The sequence below is a fragment of the Nicoliella sp. ESL1106 genome (assembly GCF_058509965.1).
Genome location: NZ_CP196341.1, coordinates 25033 through 49858, shown reverse-complemented (window position 1 = coordinate 49858; position 24826 = coordinate 25033). Strand labels below are relative to the sequence as shown.

The 24826-nt window shown below is 37.7% G+C and carries 27 protein-coding genes, 5 tRNA genes, 1 riboswitch and 1 other annotated feature; of the genes, 21 read left to right on the top strand and 11 right to left on the bottom strand.

Annotated elements, in window-relative coordinates; translation table 11 throughout:
• Positions 1-138 precede the first annotated feature (138 nt).
• The 7 genes from ACSVI6_RS07050 (at position 139) to ACSVI6_RS07020 (ending at position 1605) form a co-directional block, all read left to right on the top strand.
• Positions 139-221, top strand: a tRNA-Tyr gene (locus ACSVI6_RS07050).
• A gap of 7 nt (positions 222-228) precedes the next feature.
• Positions 229-299, top strand: a tRNA-Trp gene (locus ACSVI6_RS07045).
• A gap of 16 nt (positions 300-315) precedes the next feature.
• Positions 316-388: transfer RNA gene (locus ACSVI6_RS07040), tRNA-His, on the top strand.
• Positions 389-391: 3 nt separating this feature from the next.
• A tRNA-Lys gene (locus tag ACSVI6_RS07035) sits at positions 392-463 on the top strand.
• A 6-nt stretch (positions 464-469) separates the two neighbouring features.
• Positions 470-541: transfer RNA gene (locus ACSVI6_RS07030), tRNA-Gln, on the top strand.
• Between the two features lie 68 nt (positions 542-609).
• Positions 610-1350 (top strand): hypothetical protein, encoded by a 741-nt coding sequence (locus tag ACSVI6_RS07025; protein WP_491720980.1) that lies wholly within the window; start codon positions 610-612, stop codon positions 1348-1350.
• A gap of 105 nt (positions 1351-1455) precedes the next feature.
• Positions 1456-1605 carry a hypothetical protein gene (locus ACSVI6_RS07020; RefSeq protein ID WP_491720370.1) on the top strand — a complete coding sequence of 50 codons (150 nt, stop codon included), beginning with the start codon at positions 1456-1458 and terminating at the stop codon, positions 1603-1605.
• Positions 1606-1646: 41 nt separating this feature from the next.
• Here ACSVI6_RS07020 and ACSVI6_RS07015 read toward each other — a convergent pair whose 3' ends face one another.
• A complete protein-coding gene (locus ACSVI6_RS07015) occupies positions 1647-2216 on the bottom strand; it encodes a hypothetical protein (RefSeq protein ID WP_491717429.1) in 570 nt (189 codons plus the stop codon).
• A 97-nt stretch (positions 2217-2313) separates the two neighbouring features.
• Positions 2314-3666: a glutamate--cysteine ligase gene (locus tag ACSVI6_RS07010; protein WP_491720979.1), complete on the bottom strand. Its 1353-nt coding sequence runs from the start codon at positions 3664-3666 to the stop codon at positions 2314-2316.
• A 173-nt stretch (positions 3667-3839) separates the two neighbouring features.
• On the opposite strand from ACSVI6_RS07010, the gene ACSVI6_RS07005 reads away from it, so the two are divergent.
• The 5 genes from ACSVI6_RS07005 to ACSVI6_RS06985 all read left to right on the top strand — a co-directional run bounded on the left by ACSVI6_RS07005 (position 3840) and on the right by ACSVI6_RS06985 (position 6530).
• On the top strand, positions 3840-4157 hold the full coding sequence (locus ACSVI6_RS07005; RefSeq protein WP_491720978.1) for a PadR family transcriptional regulator: 318 nt from the start codon (positions 3840-3842) through the stop codon (positions 4155-4157).
• Positions 4150-4770: a DUF1700 domain-containing protein gene (locus ACSVI6_RS07000; protein ID WP_491720977.1), complete on the top strand. Its 621-nt coding sequence runs from the start codon at positions 4150-4152 to the stop codon at positions 4768-4770. The genes ACSVI6_RS07005 and ACSVI6_RS07000 overlap by 8 nt, the downstream gene beginning before the upstream one ends.
• Before the next feature lie 2 nt (positions 4771-4772).
• Positions 4773-5771 carry a DUF4097 family beta strand repeat-containing protein gene (locus ACSVI6_RS06995; protein WP_491720976.1) on the top strand — a complete coding sequence of 333 codons (999 nt, stop codon included), beginning with the start codon at positions 4773-4775 and terminating at the stop codon, positions 5769-5771.
• 71 nt (positions 5772-5842) lie between these two features.
• Positions 5843-6364, top strand: coding sequence for a GNAT family N-acetyltransferase (locus ACSVI6_RS06990; protein ID WP_491720975.1), 522 nt, complete (start codon positions 5843-5845; stop codon positions 6362-6364).
• Between the two features lies 1 nt (position 6365).
• A complete protein-coding gene (locus tag ACSVI6_RS06985; protein ID WP_491719405.1) occupies positions 6366-6530 on the top strand; it encodes a hypothetical protein in 165 nt (54 codons plus the stop codon).
• Between the two features lie 70 nt (positions 6531-6600).
• On the opposite strand, the gene ACSVI6_RS06980 is transcribed toward ACSVI6_RS06985, so the two are convergent.
• Both ACSVI6_RS06980 and ACSVI6_RS06975 read right to left on the bottom strand, forming a co-directional pair.
• Positions 6601-7227 carry an LbetaH domain-containing protein gene (locus ACSVI6_RS06980; RefSeq protein ID WP_491720974.1) on the bottom strand — a complete coding sequence of 209 codons (627 nt, stop codon included), beginning with the start codon at positions 7225-7227 and terminating at the stop codon, positions 6601-6603.
• Positions 7228-7504: 277 nt separating this feature from the next.
• On the bottom strand, positions 7505-8545 hold the full coding sequence (locus ACSVI6_RS06975; RefSeq protein WP_491720973.1) for a PTS sugar transporter subunit IIC: 1041 nt from the start codon (positions 8543-8545) through the stop codon (positions 7505-7507).
• Between the two features lie 160 nt (positions 8546-8705).
• Between ACSVI6_RS06975 and ACSVI6_RS06970 the strand changes: the two genes are divergently transcribed.
• Entirely contained in the window at positions 8706-8957 is a 252-nt protein-coding gene (locus ACSVI6_RS06970) for a hypothetical protein (protein WP_491717420.1), read from the top strand.
• Between the two features lie 335 nt (positions 8958-9292).
• Entirely contained in the window at positions 9293-9475 is a 183-nt protein-coding gene (locus ACSVI6_RS06965) for a hypothetical protein (RefSeq protein WP_491717419.1), read from the top strand.
• Between the two features lie 61 nt (positions 9476-9536).
• Here the strand turns inward: ACSVI6_RS06965 and ACSVI6_RS06960 are convergent, their stop codons facing one another.
• A complete protein-coding gene (locus ACSVI6_RS06960; RefSeq protein WP_491720972.1) occupies positions 9537-10346 on the bottom strand; it encodes a carbon-nitrogen hydrolase family protein in 810 nt (269 codons plus the stop codon).
• Positions 10347-10482: 136 nt separating this feature from the next.
• A riboswitch (TPP riboswitch) is annotated at positions 10483-10574 on the top strand.
• Between the two features lie 83 nt (positions 10575-10657).
• On the opposite strand from ACSVI6_RS06960, the gene tenA reads away from it, so the two are divergent.
• The 4 genes from tenA to thiM are packed head-to-tail and all read left to right on the top strand — an operon-like array spanning position 10658 to position 13587.
• The gene (tenA, locus tag ACSVI6_RS06955) at positions 10658-11362 is read left to right on the top strand and encodes a thiaminase II (protein ID WP_491720971.1); all 705 of its coding nucleotides are present in this window, start codon (positions 10658-10660) and stop codon (positions 11360-11362) included.
• Positions 11362-12174, top strand: a complete 813-nt coding sequence (gene thiD, locus ACSVI6_RS06950) for a bifunctional hydroxymethylpyrimidine kinase/phosphomethylpyrimidine kinase (protein ID WP_491720970.1) — start codon at positions 11362-11364, stop codon at positions 12172-12174. The genes tenA and thiD (ACSVI6_RS06950) overlap by 1 nt, the downstream gene beginning before the upstream one ends.
• The gene (thiE, locus tag ACSVI6_RS06945; protein ID WP_491720969.1) at positions 12161-12805 is read left to right on the top strand and encodes a thiamine phosphate synthase; all 645 of its coding nucleotides are present in this window, start codon (positions 12161-12163) and stop codon (positions 12803-12805) included. Before thiD (ACSVI6_RS06950) ends, thiE begins: the two co-directional genes overlap by 14 nt.
• Positions 12805-13587 (top strand): hydroxyethylthiazole kinase, encoded by a 783-nt coding sequence (gene thiM, locus ACSVI6_RS06940; protein ID WP_491717414.1) that lies wholly within the window; start codon positions 12805-12807, stop codon positions 13585-13587. The genes thiE and thiM overlap by 1 nt, the downstream gene beginning before the upstream one ends.
• A gap of 61 nt (positions 13588-13648) precedes the next feature.
• Here thiM and ACSVI6_RS06935 read toward each other — a convergent pair whose 3' ends face one another.
• Both ACSVI6_RS06935 and ACSVI6_RS06930 read right to left on the bottom strand, forming a co-directional pair.
• Positions 13649-14413, bottom strand: coding sequence for a sulfite exporter TauE/SafE family protein (locus ACSVI6_RS06935; protein WP_491720968.1), 765 nt, complete (start codon positions 14411-14413; stop codon positions 13649-13651).
• An 85-nt stretch (positions 14414-14498) separates the two neighbouring features.
• Positions 14499-15455, bottom strand: coding sequence for an NAD(P)-dependent oxidoreductase (locus tag ACSVI6_RS06930; RefSeq protein ID WP_491720967.1), 957 nt, complete (start codon positions 15453-15455; stop codon positions 14499-14501).
• A gap of 222 nt (positions 15456-15677) precedes the next feature.
• On the opposite strand from ACSVI6_RS06930, the gene ACSVI6_RS06925 reads away from it, so the two are divergent.
• Positions 15678-16769 carry a PTS sugar transporter subunit IIC gene (locus ACSVI6_RS06925; protein ID WP_491721153.1) on the top strand — a complete coding sequence of 364 codons (1092 nt, stop codon included), beginning with the start codon at positions 15678-15680 and terminating at the stop codon, positions 16767-16769.
• Positions 16770-16926: 157 nt separating this feature from the next.
• Here ACSVI6_RS06925 and ACSVI6_RS06920 read toward each other — a convergent pair whose 3' ends face one another.
• Positions 16927-18009, bottom strand: a complete 1083-nt coding sequence (locus ACSVI6_RS06920; RefSeq protein ID WP_491720966.1) for an Ldh family oxidoreductase — start codon at positions 18007-18009, stop codon at positions 16927-16929.
• 121 nt (positions 18010-18130) lie between these two features.
• Between ACSVI6_RS06920 and thiD (ACSVI6_RS06915) the strand changes: the two genes are divergently transcribed.
• Positions 18131-18955, top strand: coding sequence for a bifunctional hydroxymethylpyrimidine kinase/phosphomethylpyrimidine kinase (gene thiD / locus ACSVI6_RS06915; RefSeq protein WP_491720965.1), 825 nt, complete (start codon positions 18131-18133; stop codon positions 18953-18955).
• Positions 18956-18983: 28 nt separating this feature from the next.
• Here thiD (ACSVI6_RS06915) and ACSVI6_RS06910 read toward each other — a convergent pair whose 3' ends face one another.
• The 3 genes from ACSVI6_RS06910 to ACSVI6_RS06900 form a co-directional block, all read right to left on the bottom strand.
• A complete protein-coding gene (locus ACSVI6_RS06910; protein ID WP_491720443.1) occupies positions 18984-20147 on the bottom strand; it encodes an aminotransferase class I/II-fold pyridoxal phosphate-dependent enzyme in 1164 nt (387 codons plus the stop codon).
• A gap of 65 nt (positions 20148-20212) precedes the next feature.
• Positions 20213-20456: a binding site (T-box leader), on the bottom strand.
• Between the two features lie 156 nt (positions 20457-20612).
• Positions 20613-21440: a 2-keto-4-pentenoate hydratase gene (locus ACSVI6_RS06905; protein ID WP_491717409.1), complete on the bottom strand. Its 828-nt coding sequence runs from the start codon at positions 21438-21440 to the stop codon at positions 20613-20615.
• 522 nt (positions 21441-21962) lie between these two features.
• A complete protein-coding gene (locus ACSVI6_RS06900) occupies positions 21963-23378 on the bottom strand; it encodes an amino acid permease (RefSeq protein ID WP_491717408.1) in 1416 nt (471 codons plus the stop codon).
• 359 nt (positions 23379-23737) lie between these two features.
• On the opposite strand from ACSVI6_RS06900, the gene ACSVI6_RS06895 reads away from it, so the two are divergent.
• A complete protein-coding gene (locus tag ACSVI6_RS06895) occupies positions 23738-24805 on the top strand; it encodes a family 20 glycosylhydrolase (protein ID WP_491720964.1) in 1068 nt (355 codons plus the stop codon).
• Positions 24806-24826: the final 21 nt, after the last annotated feature.

Sequence of the window (24826 nt, the reverse complement as noted above, 5' to 3'; positions counted from 1 at the left end):
TAGATTATCTGGATACATATAAGTAATTTGTTTATTTTTACTTTAACTATAATATATAAAACAAAAAAAGGTTGACTAATTAATGAGAATTAGGTATCATATTAATTGTTGTTTTGATATTTATATCAAACAGATTTCGGAGGGGTAGCGAAGTCTGGCTAAACGCGGCGGACTGTAAATCCGCTCCTTCGGGTTCGGTGGTTCGAATCCACTCCCCTCCATAGTTATAGGGATATAGTTCAAAGGAAGAATACCGGTCTCCAAAACCGTTGATGTGGGTTCAATTCCTACTATCCCTGTAATGATGAAGTCTTGGCGGTATTGGTGAAGTGGTTAACACATCGGTTTGTGGATCCGACACGCGTGGGTTCGATTCCCACATACCGCCCTCGAGTTGTTAGCTTAATTGTAAAGCCCTGGACTCTTTATTCAGGAGATGGTGGTTCATATCCATCACAACTCATATTATTGGGCTATAGCCAAGTGGTAAGGCAACGGGTTTTGATCCCGTGATGCGCTGGTTCGAACCCAGCTAGCCCAATCTTAAAAAAGCGACTAACGTAAACGTTAGTCGCTTTTTTCTTGTATAATTTTAGTAGGAGGTAAATTATGAACCCAAAAATAAAGAGAATCATCTTAGATACACTAATATATATTTTCATTTTCGGCATTTTTATTGTTGGACCACTGTTAATTTTACACATGATTTTCCCGAAGGAAACCTCTCCAGATATCTGGTTAACCTTTATCGGGAGTTACCTTGGCTCGATTGTTGCCGTTATCGGTACGGTAATCATTACGCGGATGCAGATCAAAACTGAACGGCTAGATAGCCTAAATAATTCATTATTCATTGAGCATTACCAGATGTTAAATTCATTGTTGAATGACCTTTATCACATTAAGAATGTTTCACTCGATTATGGAAGAAGGGTGAAGGTCATTAACCGCTATTTTGAACAAAACCATAATTTAGTTGAAATTGAGAAATATACCCAGAATTTTATCGATAGCTTCGATTCTAATCAATTTACTAGTTTTTATAGTTTTGCCAGGAATCGATTAATGTCATTAGATATTGATAGTAAAGCAATTGATAGGGTGGACAAAATTGATTCTGCGTTATTCAAAAGTAACCGCGACCTGGTGGTTGCCTACCGTAAAATTAGTAAATTATTCAACGATGCGAAGGATAATCAGCAACTGAGTAATGATCTGATCGCTCAATTTAGCGGTGGTTTGAACGATGAAATCACTGCTCTCCGTGAAATTAAGCAGCTCTTGAATCAACTGGACAAGACGATTCAAGATATTCTAAGGAGTAATCACGACTCGATTATTTCAAAATAATGGGTGGAGCAGGGGAATTAATAGCATCCCTAAACATCCTGTTTCTTTTCTTTCATTTTAATATATACTAAAATAAGACTATTAAATAGATTGGGAGGCTTTAGTATGTGGGGAGTAATAATTACAATTGTCGCAATCATTTGCGCCACTTTAATTATCATTGATAAACATCACAGTAGGGATAAGCACGATGATTTACAGCAAAAAGTGGCAAAATTAGAACAAGAAGTAAACGATCTTAAAAATCAAAAATAATCAAAAAATCCTAAACCATAGAATTATGGTTTAGGATTTTTTTAGTTAGAACTGGCGTTACTAGTACTATCTTCATTTTTAAAATCATTATAGGCAGCCAACAGGTTCCCATTTGCAATCTTGTCCCGTAGTTCTTGATTATTTGCATTGAACCATTCTGACTGTGCAGCTTGAATATATTGTTGCGGAATTTGATTATTGGTAGCAATCTGATTAAACAACGCTTGATCATTAGCAGCTTTTTGAAGTTCGCTTAACGGAGTGGTTTGAATAATCTTGATCACCTGAGGTTTGACCTCCGTTGGGACTTTTTGTTCCGCAATTTGTTCTCCTTGCTTTTTGATCACCTTATCCAATGTGGTATCGGTCTTTCGTTGTGTATTGCTGAGTTCATTAATTTGATGGCCAACGTTAAAGATGCCAATGACTATCAACACGGCAATAATTGCAGTGATCCATCTTCCATAGTGATGTTTTCGTTTCTTAGCATTTCGCGGATTACGTTGACGGGTATGGACTTCATCATTACCATCTGAATTGTCGGCTGAAATCGAATGCCGATAATTTCGGTGCAATTGTTCACGGGTTTCTGGTTCATGATTTTGATTCATAGTAGATACTCCCATTGATAAAATTTGCTTACTATAATATCACGATAAATGAATGGTTTGTCGCAAAATTAAGAAATTTTAAATGATATTTTAGAATCTATTTCTGTGGTAACCAAGAACCATTGAATAAACCTTGTCTTAATTCAGCTGCTGAAATGTTGCCATCGCTTTGCTTAAACCCATCATAACTAAAATGTCCAGCTAGCGCATCTTTTTGGAAACGCTGGGCCTGCTTTAATCCGTATTCGAGGAGTGAATTATCCTTAATCTCATTCATTAATCGGCCACTGAGCGTCAAGGTTGGATCTTCGATTTTTGCAGTTACGGCATCGAGAACCTCTAAGTATTCAGGACCAAGGACTAGCTGGTTAGTAAACTTACGCAAACGACTAATCAGTTGACGCGCATCATCAACATATTCACAAACTTGATCTGGCTTTTCCATTGACACTCGTTCATTCATCTGGTCAGCATGGTCAAGTTGCTTGATAATATCACCATTCAACGTTTCACCATCGGTCATCAAGAAGTAGGCAACCAGAAGTCGAATAAACCGCAACGTGGTATCTTTGATTGCAACATCCACGGTGGGGTCAAGATCGAACATTCTTAACTCTAAGTACTTCACACCGTTTGTTTTTAAATCGGGAAGCTGTTTACCACCACGAAAACGCACGGAACCGTGAAATTCGGATACCCCAGCAATTTTTCCGGACCGAAATGCTTCCATAATGCGATCGACGTAGTTATCAACACTTGAATAGTCAACATCGAATGAATCAATAAATCCAAAGTGACTCTGTCGAATGCTCCGAATCGGATGACTTGGACCACTATTTTGATCAAAGTAGTTCGCTTGAGCAACAGGGCTGGCACCAAACAAATAGGTCAGTAGCCAGCGGTATTTAATAAACCCCTGTGCAATTCGCGGATAAACATGATTACGGACTGTTACAATATTGGCATCCCCGTCATCAACGATACTATTCATCACCTCATCACTAATGCTTAAGTTAATATGCACTCCACAAGGTGCACCACGAGTAATTCCATACCGTTCACAAATGCTTTCAAAGTAGGCTTGCTTTTCTGGTGGTTCAATCGCTAGTAGTGATTTATCCTTTTGCTTTGGTAAAATAGCGGGCATTGAAAGCGGCCATAGTAGTTCACCCGTGGGGAGAACTTTTCTTAATACGTTCGTCAATGCTCCGTCAAATTGTAAGGTGTCATTAAGGTTGGCGGGGGGCGTCACAATTTCAGTCATCGATTCAAGGTAATCCTTGGTAATCCAGGGATTTTTAAACGGACTCCCCGCACCACTCGGGTGGGTGGTCAGCTTCATATTGCCACTCTCATCACAACGCATTCTCTCAATTTCGATTCCAGTTGAAATATTTAATAGCGTGTGAACAAGGCGCTGCTTAACAATTTGATTCCCGATTTTATTCAACAAGTTAATCACTTCCCTTTTTAATTTAAATCTTTTTAAATAATGCTTCTAATTTAAATTATAACTACAATACCACCATTTGCCTCACAAATAAATTTTTTTATCCATTTATATTTGAAAAATAATACTATACAGCATATACTATATATCATATAATATTAGAGGGGGATAACATGGCGATTAAAATTAGTACTGATTTGCTCGATGGTTGTGTGTTGGGCCTCCTTAACAAGGAGGATTTATATGGCTATGAGCTTACGAAACGGGTTCAAAAGTCAATAACGGTTTCCAACTCGACGATGTATCCAGTAATGAGGCGTTTAAATAAAGATGGATTGGTAACAACTTATGATCAGCCTTATAAGGGACGGAATCGTCGCTATTATAAAATCACCGATTTAGGGATTGAACATTTAAAAATGATTCGATCTGAATGGATTGATTTTAAAACGGGAATTAATGAATTAATAGGAAGTGATGAAATTGAATAGATATATTGAAGAGTTAAGAAAACTCTTGGGTCGGTTAGATGAGTCTGATTTGGTCGATAGTATTGATTACTACCAAAACTATTTAGCAGATGGGGGCTTCGATAATTACGAAGATTGCGTTAAGGAACTAGGCAGTCCCAAAGCGTTGGCAAATAAAATCTTAGCAGATGACTATGTCAATACCGATTCTGATAGTCGGATGGCAACCAGGAGGGAAACAAAGGGTAGTTCAACACCATCGATTTGGTTAATAATAATTGCGATCGTGGGCTCGCCAGTCTGGGTGCCATTAGCACTGGGGGCATCGCTTACAATCCTGGGCCTATTATTAGCAGCATTCGTCTTACTATTTGGGCTAGCTGTAATCATCTTTGCTGGAATCGTTACGTTCTTTGCGGTACTTTTCTGGGCACTTACCCATCTGTTGACCTTCTTTACAGTTAGCATCTTGTTGATTGGTGGGGGATTAATTGTTTTAGGAATCTCACTAATTTTAATTCCGTTTGCATTAATGTCTTACAAAGCGTTGGTCGGGGGAATCAAAAGTTTCAGCACTTGGCTTGCTCATAAGACGATTAAAAGAAACGATGCAGAAAAGCAGAAGAGGGGTTAATGATGAAAAAATTTACGATTACAGGATTAATATTGCTACTTTTTGGCATCGTGATTTCAGTATTTGGGCTTTCACGAGTTGGGTTCAACTGGCACAATTTACATAATGAATTCTTTTCAGTCAGTGAAAAATCATACGGTAAAGCATCTACCAAGAAATTAGCCGCCTTTGATCGCATTCGGGTTACTGAAAAGGCACACGTCACTATCAAGCAGGGGGATAGCTATCAAGTCAGTGGCGCGGATGCCAACGGGTATCACACTAACTATGCGGTCCAAAACGGCGAGTTAGTAATTAGCGGTAGTAATAAGGAAAAGGGCGGTTTTAACATTATGGGTTGGACCACGCCCCAGTATAACGCCAAAATTACGATTACCATCCCTAAGGATAAGGCATTAAGCAGTTACCAGCAGGCAAATGCAAATTCTGATCTAGTGATGGATAATATTAAGATCACAAATAAGTTATCATTGACTGACATTAGTGATGTCACCTTGAATAAAGTTAGCGCCGAGGGAATTAACATTGATTCTGCAGATGGCGATATTAACGTTAAGAACAGTCATTTTAGTGGCAACAGTAGCATTGAAACTACTGATGGTGACATTAAGCTGACTTCCAACCAGTTCAACACCCTAAAGGTTAGTTCAACGGATGGGGATATCAAGTTGAACAATAACACTACTAAAAACGGGATTAGTGAAGTCGGCAGCACTGATGGTGATGTTACTTTGGGTCAAAATAAGTGGAACGACTTAAAGGTTAGCAGCGCTGATGGTGATGTTACATTCGACCACCAGGACGTTCAAAGCTCCCTAAGCATTAAAACAGAGGATGGCGATATTGATGGGGTGGTTGATCGTACAGACAATGCTAAAATTAGTGCTCACGCAAGCGATGGTGACATCTCAATTGATAAGGGTTTGAAAGATACATTTGCTAATAAACCTTATCGGATTGATTCAGTTGATGGAGATATCAAAATTAAATCTAATAATTAATCAAAAAGGGTGCATTATTGGCGGTTTTTAACTATAATATAAGATATTAAGCCAATGGGAGGATTTATAACATGAACTTAGATGATGAAAATATCGATATTGAATTTAACGCCGCTACTAAATCAGATTTGCCATACATTGTGGATGTATATAATGAATCAATTCCAGGCAGAATGGCAACCGCAGATCTCGAACCAATTTCAGTGGCTGATCGTGTTGATTGGTTCAGACAGCATGATTCCAAACACCGTCCGTTATTAATAATTAATTACGACGATGACAGAGCTGGCTGGCTCAGCCTAAGCAGTTTCTACGGTCGGCCTGCCTATGAGGAAACAGTCGAAATCAGCATTTACATTGATAATCAATTTCAACACAAGGGCATCGGAAACGCGGCTGTGAACCACGCTGAAAAAATCGCTGCCCGCCTGGGTGTGAAAAATATCGTCGCATTTATCTTTGCTCATAATGATCCAAGCCTCCATTTATTTCACAAAAATGGTTATAAAGACTGGGGCCACATGCCTAACGTTGCTGTAATGGATGGTAAGCAACGGAGCCTAAATATTTTAGGCAAGCGGATCGTTGATTAGTATGAATAGTCAAACCCAAGCATTCCTAATCTTACTTTCATTAGCCATTTTAACGTGGTTGCTGATTTTCATTAACCATGATCCAGACAGCCGACGAGATCATCGGTTAATGGCAATTGCGATGACGGTGGCAGTTGTTATCTTTGGAATTGTTATATTAATATAAAAAGCAGGGCCAGGGGCTCTGCTTTTTAATATGTTAAAGGGAACGATAGTAACAAGTTCACTAAATCCTATTAATCATTAATATGTTTAGCAACAAATTCATCAATCGGTAATCTAAAGTCCAAGTAGTATTTTTCTAATTTTTCTCGCGACCAATCCCACCAGGCGATTTTTGCTAAGTCAGTCTTGATTTCATCAGGGAATCGATCCTTAATTTTCTTACCAGGAACCCCACCAACAATTGTGTATGGTTCAACATCATGGGTCACGACTGCACCAGAACCGATTACAGCACCATCACCAACGGTTAATCCGCTTTGAATCAATACACCGTGCCCGATCCAAACATCATTACCAATCTTAGTTCGGATTGCCTTACGCTTAGTTAGGTATTCTTGATCCTTAGGCTCAAAGCCATAGGCACCACCGTTATAAGAAAAGATGTGCTGAGCGGCACGATCATAAGGATGATTAGTAGGGCCGATTCTTACCATTGCGGCAATACTATTAAACTTACCTAGATCCGTGTTTTGCATAAAACAATATTGACCAGTGTAATCATAGTCACCAAATGTACAGTTATCAATTAAGTTACTTTCACCAATTTCGATCCATTGACCGAAATTGGTATCTTTAATTTTACTATTTTTGCCAATTGTTGGATTATCCTTAGATAGTTTAGGAAAATTAATATGCATTTATTAGCACCTTCTTGTTTATAAATTATGTTAATTATAAGACGATTATACTAGAAATGATATCATTAACATACTTATTTTTAAAATGGAGAAATGTGAATTATAGATTTAACCATTAATCAGATAATCATTATGAATATGATATTGACAAGTCCCTTTTAGATATAACTTCAGATAATAAATGTTATGTAAAGTAAATGCAAATATCATTAATTCTCAATTCCCTAACTTGCTTTTAACAAAAAAATTCCAACTAATTCAGTTGGAATTTTTTTCATTATTTATAATTTAAATAAAAATCATCAGCAGACATGTAATGGATTTTTGTCATAAAGATATACTTACTCAGGTAACCAATAACAATTGGTACGATCAAGAATGTAATAATAATGATCATAATTTCAGCACCGCCTTTAAGGGCGTTAATTGGGCCTACCAATCCAGCTGAACCAAATCCAGCACTTAAGGGCGTTCCCTTAATTTCAAAAAATGCACTAATTCCACCAGCGATTCCAGCATTAATGGCCAATGGCAATAATACTTTGGGCTTTTTTAAAACATTAGCCATTTGAATCTTAGGAGTTCCGATAAAGTGTGCAATACTGGTACCAAATGAATTAACTTTACTACCATAAATCGCTAATGCAATTGCGGCAGCAGTGATTCCAATATTTGCAGATCCTGACGCAATACCATTTAGTGATATTGCGGTAGCAACTCCTACTGAAGAAATGGGACTTAAGATTAGGATTGCAAAGATAATTCCAATTACAGTTCCCATTATAATTGGCTGCAGTTCAGTTGCAGATAATGCTAGATCACCAATTAATTTTGTAATCATTCGCACTGGTTTGAGGGTCAATAGACCAATACCACCAGCAATAATAATTAATAAAGTTGGTAATAATAAGACGTTATAACTTCCGAGCCATGGACTAATTAACTTAATTATAATCACCCCAATTGCAATGGTGATCATAATGTTGATTACATCACCAGTTCCCTTTACAGAGAAGCCCCCTGCTGGACTAATCATCCAGTTACCAGCTCCCATCGCTCCAACTAATGCTAACGATGCACTTTCTAGTGTCTTCATTTTAAAATACATTGCGACACATAATCCAGAAATAGCTGGTAGCAGGACCATTGCAAATGAAACTAATGAATTGATAATTGATAAACTCGGAAAAAAGCGTTGAGCGTAATTAAGAATTTCATTTAACAGCGCTGCAGGCATTAGGGTAACCACTACTGCGATGCTGACACCGTTTAGGACGTTTAAAATCCCCTCTTTAATTGCGTTTGCGTTTTTAATCATATATTAACTCCTTATTTTATATATTTTAATATCATACCATATTAAACATCTAATTAAAATCTAATACTAATTTAATTAATTTATCTTAGTGATTATTTTAAAGCCCTTTGAATCAACTGTGTTAAAATTAGGCTAATATTAATTAAGGAAGGTGAACTATGTGGATAAGCAAAAGTATGTTGAAGCACTAAAGCACGAATCACCTGATGTAGTATTGGGTAGCCTCATGGATGAACTTGGTTATCCTGATATTAACGGAATTGCGGATGCATGTGATGTTGCTCAATCAACTAGCAATCAAGATGATTTAGACCAAATCGAAACGAATCAACCGATGTTTTATAATTACAAATCACATCGGCTAGTAAATAAAGCTGATGTGTTAAATATTCTTAATCAGCTGAAAAAATAAAATAAGCACCTGATCAAAAGCAAATTGATCAGATGCTTATTTTATTTGTAAATTATTATTCAGTTTAATTGAACAACTTCGTATGATTATATAGCTATAAAGGCGAAGTCAATCACTGAGCGCGTCTCAGTAACAGACAATAAATCATCCAAATTGGCTTGTATATCACGGTTACTATATAATAGTGATATAGAAAACCATTCAAAATAATAGTAGATTACTTATTCTACACTTAGTGAATTGATTCACAATTTAAAATTAAGTTATTACATGATTGTTGATTTAAATTGCTCATGTGCTAAAATGAATTGACTAATTTAAAGGGATGGTGTGAAGTGATTATCGTATTATTAATAACGATTTTGATGCTCTGGTTAGTATGGAAGTTTTTCAGTAGTTGGCTTTGGTGGATCCTATTATTTGCAGCTATCATCTGGATGTTGAAAGTGTTTTTCTGGGGAGCAATCATCTTAGTGGTATTAGGAGTTATTGGTGCATTCTCAAATAACAATCAATAATAAAAAAACGGTAGTTCCATAGTGAAATGGAGCTACCGTTTTTATTATTGGATAATTTATTCTAATAATATAGTTCTGGCATCCGTTGTGCAGCAGATGGTAATTTTTGGCGCACCTTCTTAATCACATCTAAATCAATATCAGCATACAAGATGGTTTCGTTAGTTCCTGCTTGGGCAGCGACGATTCCCATTGGATCGACTACTTGACTCAACCCAACTCGGTTGTCACTATCGGGTTTATCGCATCCCACAATGAAGGTCGTGTTTTCAATTGCACGAGCTTTCAATAAGGAACTCCAGTGATATTCTTTTAGTGGCCCGCTAACCCAAGCTGTTGGAATGATAATAATATCAGCGCCATGAATTGCTTCATAACGCGCTACTTCTGGGAACCGAAGCTCATAACAAACAAATAAGCCAATTTTACCGAATGGCGTATCAATCGGTTCAAATAATTTATTACCAGGCTTAATCTGATCAGACTCCTTAGTCCCAAATGCATCGTAGAGATGCGTTTTATGATAGGTGCTAACAATGTTACCCTTATCATTGATGACAACGATCGTGTTATAGACCCGTTTATCATTATTATCATCATTAGTTTCACGCATCCCGAATATGATCCAGACATGCTTTGTCATCGCTGTTTGTCTTGCATTGGTTACAAATGGGCCATCCAGGGCTTCAGAATGTTGATTAATTTCATCCAATCCAGCCGTTGGTGATATGGTGCTCATGAACATTTCTGGAAAGACAACTAATTCAGCGCCGTGTTCCGCAGCTTGATTAACAAAGTCATTAAATTTAACTTGATTAACATTTTGGTCAATATCGGAATATGCTTGGGCTAATGCAATTTTATAAGTCAAATGATCACCTACTTAATATTATTTTAATTGAATTCTAATCTAACCATTAAAGAATGTCAATCTTAACTCCATTATGTGTTTGTGAATAGACACTAAATAGTAGATATGGTATATTAGTTTTGTAATTAAATAATCTAACTGTCCACTGGGGTGCCGTATGGCTGAGATAATACCCATTGAACCTGATTCTAGATAATACTAGCGTAGGAACGTGGCTGAAGTCGAAATAAAAACGATTAATAGGCGCTTTCTGAATTGCTCAGGAAGCTTTTTTTATTTCCCAGGATGGTTATTAATTAGGAGGATTCAACATGTTTTCAGATCAATTGAAACAACAAGCACAACCAATTCTAAAGGGAATTTTCGAACATCCCTTCATCAAGGGGATTGCTAATGGTGAGGTCCCTGCCAAGGCATTGAAATTCTATGTTCAACAAGATTATCAATACCTTAGTGAATTCATTAAAATTTATGGTAATGCGATTGCTAAATGTAATGACCGTGAATTAATGAATTTCTTTAATGGTCAAATTAGTTTTATCTTAAATAGTGAAATTCATCCCCATCATATTTTCTGTGACATTGCGGGGGTCACATATGAAAGTCAACAACACGCTACCCCATCGCCTAAGGCATATTTATATGAATCACATATGCATCGGGCAGGAGAAACGGGTTCGTTACTGAATATTTTAGCCGCTTTTCAACCATGTCCTTGGACCTATTCAGAAATCGCTGATCACTTGGTTAGTGAAGGGTATGCTACTAAGGATAATCCCTATTATGATTGGATTATGTTCTATGCTAGTAAGGAAAATGATAAGACCATGAGTGATACTGTGTTTGAATTTGTTGATCGATTTGCTGAACATGCTTCTAATGAAGAACTAGCAGAAGCAAGTCAATACTTCTTAAAGAGTTGTGAACTAGAATGGCAGTTCTGGGAACAGGCGTTTTATCAACAAGACTGGCAATTTAAGGAATCTCTAGAAGCTGCTAAGGAGGAATATAAGTAATGAAAGAATTTCCTGAAACTTTAACGATTGCTGGAACTGATTCTGGTGGCGGTGCTGGGATGATGGCTGATATTAAAACCATGCAGGAATGTCATGTGTTTAGCACTAGCGTGGTGGTCGGAGTAACCGCTCAAAATACATTGGATGTTCAAAAGGTATATCCCCTTCCCCTCGAAATGGTGGATGCTCAGTTTGCTTCAATCGCTGATGATTTTGTGATTAAGGCGGCTAAGACAGGGGCGCTATTTGATTCTGAACACGTTGCATGCGTTGCTAAAAATATTAAGAAATACTCGTTCGGCAGCTTAGTGGTGGACCCAGTTATGGTTGCTAAAGGTGGTGCGAAACTACTGAGCGATGATGCGATCGATACTGTGATTTCAGATCTCATCCCGTTAGCTGACATTATTACACCTAATATGCCTGAAGCTGAAACGATCGTTAAACATAAGATCGAAGGTAAAGAGGCAATTAAAGATGCTGCTCGAGAAATTCAAAGATTGGGCGCTAGGAATGTCGTTATTAAGGGTGGCCATAGCGATGGTCCCGAGAACGCTGATTATGTACTATTGGCCGATGGCACCGATTTTTGGATGACTGGTAAACATGTTGACTCTAAGCGCAAGCACGGTACTGGTGATACCCTTTCATCAGTAATGGTGGCAGAACTTGCCAAGGGTTGTCATGTTGAAAAAGCAATTAAGTGTGCTAAAGCCTACATGAATGAGATCTTGCAACATGAAATTCATGTTGGGCAAGGACACGGACCACTAAATCATTGGGGAGCTGAAGGAACAGATGTTAAAATTTAATACGGATATGTTGAAGGTCTACTTTATTGGTGGTACCCAAAACATTGATGGAGATAAGGATAAATTTATTGAGCAATTAACGCTGGCTTGTCAAAATGGAATTACTATGTTCCAATACCGTGAAAAAGACCATGGATCCTTGAGCGGTGATGATCGCTTAGCATTAGGAAAACAAGTTCGTCAGATTACTAGCAAGTACTCGATTCCATTAATTGTGGATGATGATTTTGAGTTAGCGCGCCAAATTAATGCTGATGGAATTCACGTTGGCCAAAGTGACACACCAATTCAAGACGTCGTAGCTGAAGCAAATGGGATGATTGTTGGTCTATCAGTTCATAATATTGATGAATTAGTTGCTAGCGGTGACTTAACGGGCGTTGATTACTTAGGTGTCGGCCCAGTCTTTTCAACTCACAGTAAGGATAATGCTAAGGAACCGATTGGTTTAGATGGCCTATTTCAGATGAACCAAGCGACATTGAAGCCCATTGTTGCCATTGGTGGAATCCATGAAAATAATGTAGCATCAGTTCTAAAGCATTCTGTTAGTGGTGTTGCCGTTATTTCTGATATTATGCAAAGTAAAGAAGTTGCCCATACGATTCAGGTATTGAAAGGAGAAGCATAATGTTAACGATTGAATCAATTCATAAGCTCAATCCAGTGATTTTAAACGTTGCCAACATGGTGACCCCCCAACACGTAGCGGATGCAATCAATTTTTACGGAGGCTCACCCATCATGTTCACGGATGAACGCGAGGCAGCTGCCCTAACTAACATTGCATCAGCAGCTGTTTTCAACATGGGATCCACTAATGAAGATACGTTGAAAAATGTAATCGCAAGTGGGAAGGTCGCAAATAAACGTGGGATTCCCGTCGTGATCGATCCAGTTGCCATTGGTGCAACTGAACTACGCCAGGATAATTTTTTCCGTGCTGCTAAGGAAGTCAAGTTCAATGTGATCCGTGGTAATGCTGGTGAAATCGCCTATCTTGCAAACGTTAACTGGACTGCAAATGGAATCGATGCTGGAAATGGAGATGCAGATGTTGCGTCAATTGCCCAAAAAGTGGCTCAAAAATACGATTGTTGGGTCGTCTTATCTGGAGAAAGAGATATCGTTACAGATGGCAATACAACCTACTCAGTCGATAACGGCCATCCATATTTTCAAACAAACGTTGGTTCTGGTGACATGCTAGATGGGATCTTAGCTACCGCAATTGCAGTTGAAAATGATCTTAAATCGTTAGTTCGAGCAACTGCTACCTTTAGTATCGCTGGTGAAATTGCGGGGGAAAAATACCCTAACCAACCAGCATCATTTTTCGTTGAATTATATAACCAACTAGCAACGATCAATGATAATGAAATCGATACGCGAATGAAAATCCATCAATTATAATTTACAATTTTTGATTACGACACACAAAAGCGCCCTACCATCAGGTAAGACGCTTTTTATTTTAATATGCTTGAATAAACAATTGGATTGCAAGGCCGAATGCTAAGATGGCCACGATCCATTTGATTACCTTTTCAGGGATGATCCGTACGATCTTAGGGCCAATGTAACTGCCGATTAACGATCCAGATCCCAGTGGTAACACTAAAATCCAGTAAACATGGGATTGAAATGCATAAATAATCATGGCAACCAAATTACCGAAGAATGATGAAACGTTTCTAATCGCGTTGTAAACAGCGTATTTCTCATTAGTGATTTTTGATAAGATTGCATTAACGATAATTCCAGAAGCGGCCCCAAAGTAACCAACATAGGCTCCCGTTAAAAAGATGGCAACTGAGTATAGGATCTGTCCTAATTTACCAACTTCACGTTTCTGAAGCTCTGCTCCCTTTTTCTTTGGCCATATCATCGTAAGTGCAGCAAATAAGATGAAGAATGGTACTAACTTGGTAAAAGAAGCACTTGAAAAATGAAGTAATAGGAACGTTCCCATGATACTACCACCAAAAATAAAGATGGAGGTGGTAATTAACTGCTTTACGTGTCCCTTCAATTCCGGCATTGATGACAATCCAGAACCGATCCCGTTAAAAATAACTGATGAACTATTGGTGACATTCGCATAGACTGGTGGTAATCCAGCAACGTATAATAACGCTGGATAAGACACTAGTGAAGCCATGCCGACCGTACTACTTACGATTCCCGCAAGAAAGCCGAACGGAAAAAGTAGTAGGAGTTGACTAATACTAAAATGCATTTTTTCACTACCTTTTTATGTAATATTATTCAATTATAGTCCCAAAAGGGTCCCATTTTCCAGTTAAAAATGGGACCCTTTTATTTTATTTGTTCAAATTAACCTCATTGACCAATAATGCACCGTCATATTCATACTCGCGAAGATTTTCTGAGAAAATTTCTAACGATTGTTCGCCATACTGATCGAACAAACTAGCAATGTGCGGAGAAATAAATACATTTTCCATTTGCCAAAGCGGGCTGTTATCTGTTAATGGCTCTTGATCCACTACGTCTAAGGATGCTGCACTTACAATTTGTTGATTCAATGCATCGATCAAATCATTTGTAACGACGCTGCCACCGCGTCCCACATTGATGAATATGGGATGATTAGTTAAACGGTTGAAAAAGGCTTGGTCAAAGAATTTATCGGTGGCTGGAATCAAGGGTAGTGAATTAATAATAATATCCGCATTCACTACGTCCGCATTAAAGTCCGTCATGGTGAATGTTTCATCAAAGAACTTAGCTTGATGTCCATTGCGATTGATTCCAATAGTTTTAACGTTAAACACATGTAAAATTTCTGCTAACCGCATCCCAATTGCACCAGTCCCATAAATTACCACACTGCGATCTTCTAGGATCTTGAATGGATGCGTCGGCTTTTCCCATCGGTTCATTTTGGTGATCCGCTCTAAGTTCCGATATTGATTAAAAATCATCCCCATGATCGTTTCAGCAATCGGTTCAGAATGAATTCCCTTGACCGTAGCTAATCTAATCCCCCGTTCCCTCATTTTTGCAAGTGGGAAATAATCTACCCCGACTGAAAGGGCTTGTATCCATTTTAATTGACTTTTTGGATTATTAATAATTGTTGGAACCAATTTATGATCGTAACCAATGATGACGTCAATTGAATTTAAATCCATTTCAGATAATTGTTGGTCAGCAAAAAAGAGGTTTTCTTTCATCAAACCAGGATGTTTAACCATTTTTTGTTTCATTTGTTCGATATCAAAGTTTTCATTAGGTGCACCAACTAAAATATTCAAGATGAACACTCCTTTATTATTAGTAAACTAAATAATTATACACTGATTTATTTATGAAATCTAAAATTTTGCTTGACGAATTAAAAAGATTATGTTTTAATTATAAACATCGAAAAGAAATTTAATCAAATTCTAACTTTTTCTAATCGATACATAATATATATTTCATAGTAAAGGAGTTGATTCAATATGATGAATTCGACAGAAAAAGATTCACCACAGATGAATGCTGCTAACATGTCAAATGTTAAAGCAAAGTCTAGTTTCAAAGAAAGTGCTTATCTAGTTTTTAATGGGGTGTCCAATGCAATTTTAGTTACCTTAGGTGTTGGATTATTGCTTGGTGCCATTTCGAACTTTGTTCATTGGCAAGCACTTGCGCAAATCGGATTGATTTGTCAATACTTATTAGCACCAGCAATTGGTGCGGCGGTGGCCTCACAATTAAAGACGAACACGTTAGTTCTTTTTAGTTCTATGGTTGCTGCTACTGTTGGTGCGAACAATGTCTTCTTTACTAGCGGACCGATGAATGCGACGACCGCAACGGGACATTTATTAGCTCAACCAGCTGGATCTGCCATCTTCATGATTGGTCAACCAGTTAGTGCCTTGGGTGGAGCAGTTGTTGCAACACTTGTTGGTAAATACTTAACCGGGAAAACCCCATTGGATATGTTCTTAGTTCCATTCGCAGCTACCTTAGTAGGAACGGTTTCAGCATTAGGAATGGCTTCTGTTACTACTCCCGCCCTGGTTTGGCTTTCCGGAGTAATTGCTAAAACAATGACGATCAACCCACTATTGGGTTCAGTAGTGATCTCAATTGTTTGGTCAGTCTTCGTGATGACTCCTGCATCTTCTGCAGCCCTTGCCATCGCAGTTATGCTTGATCCCCTTTCTTCAGGGGCTGCGTTATTAGGAACGACTGCCCAATTCGTCAGTTACACTGTAATGTCATTTAGAGAAAACAAGCCTGGTGCAAACATCGCCCAAGGCTTGATCACTCCAAAGGTTCAATTTGGTAACGTCACTGAGAACCCTTACATTGCAATTCCAGGAATGGTTTCAGCAGCAGTTGTTGCTCCAATTGGAACGCTTTTCTTCCACTTCTCAGTTTCATTTAAGTTAGCTGGGCTTGGTTTGAACTCACTGATTGCCCCAATTACGCTAGCATCCCAAAACATGGGGACGTTCGTTATGTACTTGGTTCTCGGTGTTGTTGTTCCCGCAGTTATCGCTTACGTTCTTGGTAAATTCCTCCGAGCTTCTAAGAAGATCAAGAAGGATGATATGCACATCGACCTAGTTTAAATCGATCAAATTCTTAACCACAATTCTTTTAATAAAAACACCGCTAAACTGAAGGCTAGGTTTAGCGGTGTTTTTATGTTTGGAAAATGATTAAAGCATAAAAAATCGGGACATAATTACTCTGCTTACCAGTAGATAATTATATCCCGATTTCAGATTAAAGTGCCTGTGGTGCTGGGATTGATAGTTCCGTAGCAATTTGTTGAATTTGTGCTGACGTTACATCATCGATCGATACCCCATGTTTTTGATTATGCGCATAGTTTTTATATTCACGATCACCAGGAATCTTAATTTCAGTTTCTGGGAGGTGATCTAAGTTTCTAATGCGGTTAAACATATCGGTCGCCTTAGCTCTTAGATCAGCTAAGTTGCCAAAAAACGAGGGATCAATTGTAATTAAACATTGGCTAAAATCATGTTTTCCAACATTAGTATCAGCAGAAATTGACCCTTGTGCTAAGATTCCAGTTAAAATTTCAACAACTAGTGAGTTTCCGAATCCCTTATAGTTAGAATTGTGTTCGTTTGCACCACCAAGCGTTAAAACACCGCCCCCCTTTTGAGTTGGCGTTAATGCTGCAGTGGCTAAAATATCTTCCGCTTGTTTTGCATCTGAGACGACGTTGCGTTGCTTGTCAACCGCCCACTCACCAGGAAGGGGTTGTTTTTTCTTGTCTAAAACTTGAATCTTTCCACCAGAAACGACCGAAGTTGCTCCATCAAATACAAATGGATGTGGTTCAGCTGGGAAAGTAAATGCGAATGCATTCGAACCTAGAAAAGATTCTAATGCATTTGTTGGCACGACCAATGGCCTTGTATTCGTGAACGCAATGCCGATTAATCCTTCTGCCACTGCCTTTCTTGCCCAATAGCCAGCAGTTCCAAAGTGGTTGGAATTGCTGATGACGGCCATCGAAATTACCGTTTCCTTTGCTTTTTGAATTAGTTTATTCATTGCAACATTACATGCAATTTGGCCCATATTTTGATTTGCGTCCACTAACATACTGGTCGGAGCCTCTTTAAGAATCTTAACCTGATTTTGCGGTTGAATTGTCCCATCATCCACCATTTTTAAATACCATGCTAACCGCTGGATTCCATGGGATGAGATTCCCCTTAAATCAGCATCCACAAGTGTATCTGCCAATAGTTTACTGTCTGCTTCTGAAAACCCCTTCTTATTAAAAACTTGTTCTAAATATCTTAATTCATCAGTTGCTTTAATTTTCATATTAAAATCCTCCTAGGTATGTAGTTACTTGGTGCCAACTTATTTTTAAATTAACGCCCCCCTTCAATTTTGATATAATTAATACTAATGTTAACTGAATTTAGAAACGAGGTGCATTCGAATGCAACAATTTCCAGAAGCCCTAACGATTGCTGGGATCGATAGTGACGGTGGTGGTGGCATGCCGATCGATCTTAAGACGATGATGGCAATGAAGGTATATGGTCTTTCAGTAGTGACCACCACTGTCGCAGCTAATTCATACGGGATTTTAGATAGTCATATGCTACCGATTTCATTCATTCAAAATGAATTTAAAGCCTTAAGTGCTGACTACGATATTAAGTCTTGTAAAACTGGATTATTAGAAAATGCTGAATTAATTAAATTAGTGGTTAATAATTATCATCAGCATGACTTCGGTCCTCTGGTTGTAGATCCAGTCATATTAGCCAAAACCGGTGAGGTGTTATTAGATCAAATTGCGATTGACACCTTAAAGGAGGCATTAATCCCGATCGCCACCATTATTACTCCTAACTACTATGAAGCAGAGGTGTTGACTGGTTCTAAAATTCAAAAAAAATCAGATATGGTTAAGGTCGCCAATCAACTATTGGAGCTAGGGTGTGAAAATGTAATGATCAAGGGGCGTCATGATCGTAATGGTCAACAACAAGAAATCGTGAGTGATCTTTTATTATTAGCATCTGGCAAACAAGTATGGCTAAATGGCCCCTACTTTAAAACGAATCGTAAAAATGGGACTGGGGATGCGCTTTCTGCTGCCATTGCTGCTGGATTAGCAAGGGGACACTCAATTGAAAAATCAGTTCGTGATGCTAAAAGCTACGTTGATTTAGCAATCAAAAACGAAATTATTGTTGGTCATGAATTCGGTCCAATCAACAATTGGGCTGGAAAAGAAAATGATAAACCTTATTAATAGATTTATCATTTTAGTCGTTATGAAATTAGTGTTCATCAACAAACTTTTGAACGCGATTCACAACTTCAGTTAGGTCTTCAGTACTAGCGGCATAGCTAAATCTGACATAGCCATCGCCACCAGGGCCAAAGATTGCACCTGGCATGATTCCAACCAATGCCTCTTTTGCAAGTTGATAACCGAATTTATAGCTGTCTTGTTCAAATTGTTCTGGAATTTTGGCAAAAATATAAAATCCCCCACTCGGTTCAGGGCTGGTAAATCCAGCACGCGTTAAACCATCACGAAGTAACTTTCGCCGCTTTAAATAGGTCTTTTTCATTTCGATCCCGTCATTTTGCCCATTTTTAAATGCTTCACTAGCAGCGTATTGGGCATTATCGGTTGCATTAGTATTAATCAAGGTATGAACGGCGTTGATTTTACTAATAATATTTGCAGGCCCGCAAACGATTCCGATTCGCCAGCCAGTCATTGCGAATGTTTTGGAGGCTCCGTTCATAACGATCGTTTGGTCAGGGAGTAGCTTTCCAAAAGAAGTATGCGGTTCATCATACGTTAGCTCACTATAGATTTCATCACTAATCAAAAAGACCTCGTGTTGCTTAATAACATTAGCTAATGCAACTAATTGATCTTTGGTATATGTATTACCAACTGGATTATTAGGGTAATTAATAATAATTGCCTTTGCATTGGGATGTTCTTGAAAAGCATTTTTGAGTTTTTCTGGTGATAAAATAAAGTCATTATCAGAGGTATCAATGAATACAGGAGTGGCCTTATTAAACTTTACGTTAGCAGCATATAATGGATAGGTAGGGGTCGGAATTAACACCTCGTCTCCTGGATTTAAAATGGTCGTAAAAACATCGTGAATCCCTTCTGCTAAGCCAACAGTGGTGGTGATTTGAGTATCTGGATCATAATTTAGACCATACTTATCTTTTAAAAATTTAACTGCGTTCTGGCGCAGCGGTTTGATCCCCCTGGGATCAGTATAGTGACTTTCATCATCCTCAATTGCTTTAATAGCAGCATCCTTGATGTGTCGAGGAGTGGCAAAATCAGGTTCTCCATATGTCAATGAAATTAAACCAGGGATGTCGGCAATTTTTAAATTAAATTCGACAATCTCGTTTGACTTCATTTGTTTTACCGTATTGTTAATTTTACTTGATAGGTCCATTTTCAACGCCTCACTATCTAAATGATTTAATTTACAGATAAACAAAAGCCCCCATTTCTACACTGTCTAGAAACGGAGGCTCCGTGGTACCATTCTAATTTAGACTCGTTATATTATGAGTCAACTTATTAACGTTTTTGAAAGATTCAAAAACGTGTGCACCGTTAATGGGGTGCCAAGGCATTATTATCTAATATCGATAATACCAAATCACAGGTCATTTTCATTAACCAACAGCTAATCCATTTACATCGACCATGGACTTTCTTAGTAGTGTCACTTAATTACTCTCCTGCTCAAATTGTTTATGCAAATATTTTATTTTTCTAATTATATTATAATCATTTTCAAATTATTTTCAAGTGATGTTAATTTAGATTAACTTATTGAAAAATAAAAAGCGGATTAATTTCTTGATCGTGAAATTAATCCGCTTTTTATTTTTATTTATTGGCTTAAAATTGATTATTCCTTAACGTTAACGGTAACATCGCTAAATCCATTGTCGAACTTAGCAGTCCAATCACCAGCAGTTAAGCGTGGTGGTAATAAGAAAGTACCTGATGATACACGTTGACCAGCTTTAAATGATTGGCCTTGTTCGTGTAATTTCTTCACAAGCCATTGAAGTGAATTTAATGGGTTGCCTAATACTTCAGATGAAACCCCATCGACTTCTTCTTTACCATCATGATAAAGTTTGGTATGGACGTTTTCTAAGTCCTTCAAACTGAATTCGCTGGTATCTCGTTCTTCACCGTAGACTACGTATCCACCAACAGCGGCATCTGCCATGACTAAGTATTTAGATAATGATGGGAACCAGTCAGAGAAGCGGCAATCAGGAACTTCAACTCCTGAAGCAACGGTCGTCTTACGAGCTAAATCTTCAAGTGAATCGTTAACTGATAGGTCTTCTTTGGCCTTGAAAACTAATTCAACTTCAGCAAGTGGATCCATTAAATCACTACTTAATGATAATGTTGCTGGTGACTTAACGAAATGTTCTTGAACTTGAGCTCCATATAGTGGTTCGGTAGAATCGAACATGTCTTGGGTTTGCTTGCTAGTTAGACTAACTTTGTAACCACCTAATGGTTGTGACTTAAGTTCCATTAATCGACGTTGTACTCGATATGATGCATCTTCATCACTAAGTAAGTTTGCCCATTCATCCATCTTAAGAGCTTCGCGGTTAGTATAAGCATTGAAAAGTGCTTGTGCTAATTTTTCTTCAGCGTCATTTAATTCTACTACAGTTAAGTTTTCTTGGTTAGTGTTAGTGTTTGTCATAATAAATCGCTCCTTAATTTTTAGAACGAATCAATTGAAATGATTCGTACTATCATCCTAATGTAATTTTTAATCTGAATCTCGCTGTCATCTGAGTTGTTGCTAATGTCTGATTTCATACGAACCACTTCTTTCTTATTATTATTTCAGAAAAGCAAAAAGCGCCCTTAGCCTCCCAAATGAATTGGGATCCTAAGGGCGCTCACGCGCGTTACCACCTTAATTCGCCAAGCAAGAATCGCTTGACCTCGACGTACGGTTAATTTAAAAATCAACGATACGCTGGCATGATAACGGGTGCTTCCGGTAGGACTTACTTTAAGTTCAGTCTACTAACTAAAGAATGATAACTACTCATAATCTCAATGCATTGTCACATCAACCCAATGCTTTCTGAAAGATTGATTAATTCGTTTTTTCTTATAATCGCTATTTGTTTATCTGATTGTCTACAAGTATATACCCTAAAATTATAAAGTCAACACTTTTTGACATTTTATTTTAATTTATTTTCATTTTATTCTAACTTTGCTTTTCTAGCTTGGAGTGATGCTTGCCATATAGGACATATACGACCATCCCAATTGCGAACCAAACGACGAATCTGACCCATGTTTCCCAGTTCAATCCTAAGATCAACAGGATACAAAATGCAATTGAAATCAATGGAACGAAAGGAACCCCTGGAACCTTGAAGCCTCTGTGAATTTCTGGGTGTTTTTTGCGCATCCAAATAATTCCAGCTGATACAAGGATAAATGCGACTAATGTTCCGATATTAACCATTTCTGAGAGGACATTTAAGTTAACGGCTCCAGCAACTAGTGCAGTGATAATTCCAAAGAACCACGTTCCCTTTACTGGCACTTGTTTCTTCTTATTAACTTCACCAAAGAATTTAGGGAATAAGCCGTCCCGCCCCATTGAGTAACTAATTCTAGTTTGGCCGTATAGTGAAACCAGTGTAACGGTCGTCATTCCGAGGATGGCCCCGACACTTACGATTACTGATAGCCATGTTTGACCAGTCGATCTTAATACGGCAATTACTGGATCGTTCAAGTAGTTAGCAAATGCAGTGTATTTAACTACCCCAGTCATGATTAATGTCATTAGGATATATAAAACAGTTGAAATGATCAACGATAGCATAATTCCTCTTGGAAGGGTCTTGCTTGGATTAACGGTTTCTTCAGCACTAGACGAAACGGCATCAAAACCGATAAATGAGAAGAATACGATCGAAGCCCCTGGAATAATTCCTGAAGCAACACCATGGTTGAATGAATACCATCCATAAGGAGCAAATGGTTTCCAATTGTAACTCTTGATCGCCCAGAAGGTCGAAACAATAAATAATACAATCACCCCAATTTTTACGAACACCATGATGTCATTAATTCGCTTGGTTTGGTTAATCCCCTGTGAGATGATGAACGTAAGAACAATGATCAAAAGAAAAGCAGGGACATTGAAGTATGAAGTTACTCCAGGAGTCGTACCAGCAGCGCTTGCTAACGATGGTGGAATATTAATCCCAAAACTATGTAGTAAGCTCGTTAAATACCCTGACCAACCTACAGCAACGGCGGAAGCACCTAATGCATATTCCAAAATTAGATCCCATCCAATAATGAATGCAATGATCTCACCAAATGCTAGGTAAGAATACGTATAAGCTGATCCAGAAATTGGTGCGAACGATGCGAATTCACCGTAACATAGTCCAGCAAACCCACAACAAATCGCAGCAATAATGAACGATACGATAATCGAAGGACCAGCAGTTAGGGAGGCCTTCCCTGTCAATACAAAAATCCCTGTCCCAATAATTTCACCAATTCCTAATAAAGTTAAGTCCATGGTCTTAAGGCTTCGCTTTAATGGGGATGCATTGGCAGTTATTTTTGTTAAATCTTTTTTCCTAAAGATATCCATTAATATCACCCCATGAAATATAAAAGTTGAATTAAAATTAAATTATAAATATCTAATTTTTACTAATATTATTCTAATTTTATTCATATGTCAAGGATTAATGTAATAAAAAATAACATAACTCGCTATTACATGTATATATATTAATTATTAACTATCATCATCATAAAAGATCTGTAAAGAAAATGATTTATAATGTAACCCACTTTTAATATAAATATATATATATTAAAATATGTTATGAATAAGTTAGTGATATAATTATCCATAAAGAGAGATGATGATATATGAATAAATCCGGATTCAAATCATTGATGATGGTTTTTATCGTGTGCCTAATCGGGGGCTTGGGATTAGGGATGAGTTTTACAAGTGCCAGCGCTTCCAGTACTAGGTGGCACGGCCTTGATTATGATGATGCAAGGAACCCCACTAATGTTAAGCAGATCAAAATCATGATTAATAATGTAGCTAAACACAAGGGCAATTACCTTAAATTGCATCTGACTGACGATACGGATTTTGCAATTGAAAATGATACAATTGGTCAAACAGTTAAAAAATACCCTAAAATGAAGGATGGGCTTTACTATAATTCTGATACCAAAAAACTATTTATGAGCAAAGCACAATTTAAAGAGTTGGTTAAATATGGGTTAAAAAAACATATTACTGTGATTCCTGAAATTGATGTTCCTTCGCATACGGTTGGGTTACATAATGTTTTAAAGGTAACTAATCCGAAGTTGGATAAAGAAGTATATGATACTGCGTATGAACAACTTAGTTATGGTAAAACGGCAACTAAAGACCTTGTGAAAGCTATTTTTCAGGAATATTTACCGTTGATTCCAGCAGGTAGCCCGATTGGCACTGGTGGTGATGAACTATCCGTAGCGAGTGCAAAGCATAAGCAAGCATTGCTCAAGTTCGATAATGAACTAGATGAAAGCCTCAAAGGTTATCAAATGTGGATGTATAATGATAGTGCTCAAAAATTAACGTTCAAAAAGCTAAACTTAGATATTGTAATTGAATACTGGAGTCAAACTGGTGACCAAGATGTTAAGTCATATACGAAGGATAACTTGGCCAACAATGCTTCTGCTTCCCAATTACTTAGTAATGGGTATAAATTAGTCAACATTAATTCATACTTTCTATATTTACTACCTGAAAAGAGTTTTGTTACCAAGGAAAATTACAAGTACTACTTAAAGGATCTAGACACCTATTTTGGTGAAAATATTTTTAACGAAAAAAATTTTTATACAAAGGTAAAAGCTTCCAAGAATATCATTGGATCTGCCTCTAGCATCTGGTATGATGACAAGCCAGAAATGACCCCAGCTAAGACAGTTAAAGAATTAATGCCATGGGTCAACGCATTTTTAGATTGGGTCCACAAGGGTAAGCTTACTAAATAAAAAAACTAGTTGATCTGACCC

Excerpts from the sequence above, each read along its gene's own strand:
- ACSVI6_RS07025 (WP_491720980.1), top strand. The coding sequence starts at position 610 with ATGAACCCAAAAATAAAGAGAATCATCTTAGATACACTAATATATATT.
- ACSVI6_RS07020 (WP_491720370.1), top strand. The coding sequence starts at position 1,456 with ATGTGGGGAGTAATAATTACAATTGTCGCAATCATTTGCGCCACTTTA.
- ACSVI6_RS07015 (WP_491717429.1), bottom strand. The coding sequence starts at position 2,216 with ATGAATCAAAATCATGAACCAGAAACCCGTGAACAATTGCACCGAAAT.
- ACSVI6_RS07005 (WP_491720978.1), top strand. The coding sequence starts at position 3,840 with ATGGCGATTAAAATTAGTACTGATTTGCTCGATGGTTGTGTGTTGGGC.
- ACSVI6_RS06995 (WP_491720976.1), top strand. The coding sequence starts at position 4,773 with ATGAAAAAATTTACGATTACAGGATTAATATTGCTACTTTTTGGCATC.
- ACSVI6_RS06990 (WP_491720975.1), top strand. The coding sequence starts at position 5,843 with ATGAACTTAGATGATGAAAATATCGATATTGAATTTAACGCCGCTACT.
- ACSVI6_RS06985 (WP_491719405.1), top strand. The coding sequence starts at position 6,366 with ATGAATAGTCAAACCCAAGCATTCCTAATCTTACTTTCATTAGCCATT.
- ACSVI6_RS06980 (WP_491720974.1), bottom strand. The coding sequence starts at position 7,227 with ATGCATATTAATTTTCCTAAACTATCTAAGGATAATCCAACAATTGGC.
- ACSVI6_RS06975 (WP_491720973.1), bottom strand. The coding sequence starts at position 8,545 with ATGATTAAAAACGCAAACGCAATTAAAGAGGGGATTTTAAACGTCCTA.
- tenA (WP_491720971.1), top strand. The coding sequence starts at position 10,658 with ATGTTTTCAGATCAATTGAAACAACAAGCACAACCAATTCTAAAGGGA.
- thiD (WP_491720970.1), top strand. The coding sequence starts at position 11,362 with ATGAAAGAATTTCCTGAAACTTTAACGATTGCTGGAACTGATTCTGGT.
- thiE (WP_491720969.1), top strand. The coding sequence starts at position 12,161 with ATGTTAAAATTTAATACGGATATGTTGAAGGTCTACTTTATTGGTGGT.
- thiM (WP_491717414.1), top strand. The coding sequence starts at position 12,805 with ATGTTAACGATTGAATCAATTCATAAGCTCAATCCAGTGATTTTAAAC.
- ACSVI6_RS06935 (WP_491720968.1), bottom strand. The coding sequence starts at position 14,413 with ATGCATTTTAGTATTAGTCAACTCCTACTACTTTTTCCGTTCGGCTTT.
- ACSVI6_RS06925 (WP_491721153.1), top strand. The coding sequence starts at position 15,678 with ATGAATGCTGCTAACATGTCAAATGTTAAAGCAAAGTCTAGTTTCAAA.
- ACSVI6_RS06920 (WP_491720966.1), bottom strand. The coding sequence starts at position 18,009 with ATGAAAATTAAAGCAACTGATGAATTAAGATATTTAGAACAAGTTTTT.
- thiD (WP_491720965.1), top strand. The coding sequence starts at position 18,131 with ATGCAACAATTTCCAGAAGCCCTAACGATTGCTGGGATCGATAGTGAC.
- ACSVI6_RS06910 (WP_491720443.1), bottom strand. The coding sequence starts at position 20,147 with ATGGACCTATCAAGTAAAATTAACAATACGGTAAAACAAATGAAGTCA.
- ACSVI6_RS06905 (WP_491717409.1), bottom strand. The coding sequence starts at position 21,440 with ATGACAAACACTAACACTAACCAAGAAAACTTAACTGTAGTAGAATTA.
- ACSVI6_RS06900 (WP_491717408.1), bottom strand. The coding sequence starts at position 23,378 with ATGGATATCTTTAGGAAAAAAGATTTAACAAAAATAACTGCCAATGCA.
- ACSVI6_RS06895 (WP_491720964.1), top strand. The coding sequence starts at position 23,738 with ATGAGTTTTACAAGTGCCAGCGCTTCCAGTACTAGGTGGCACGGCCTT.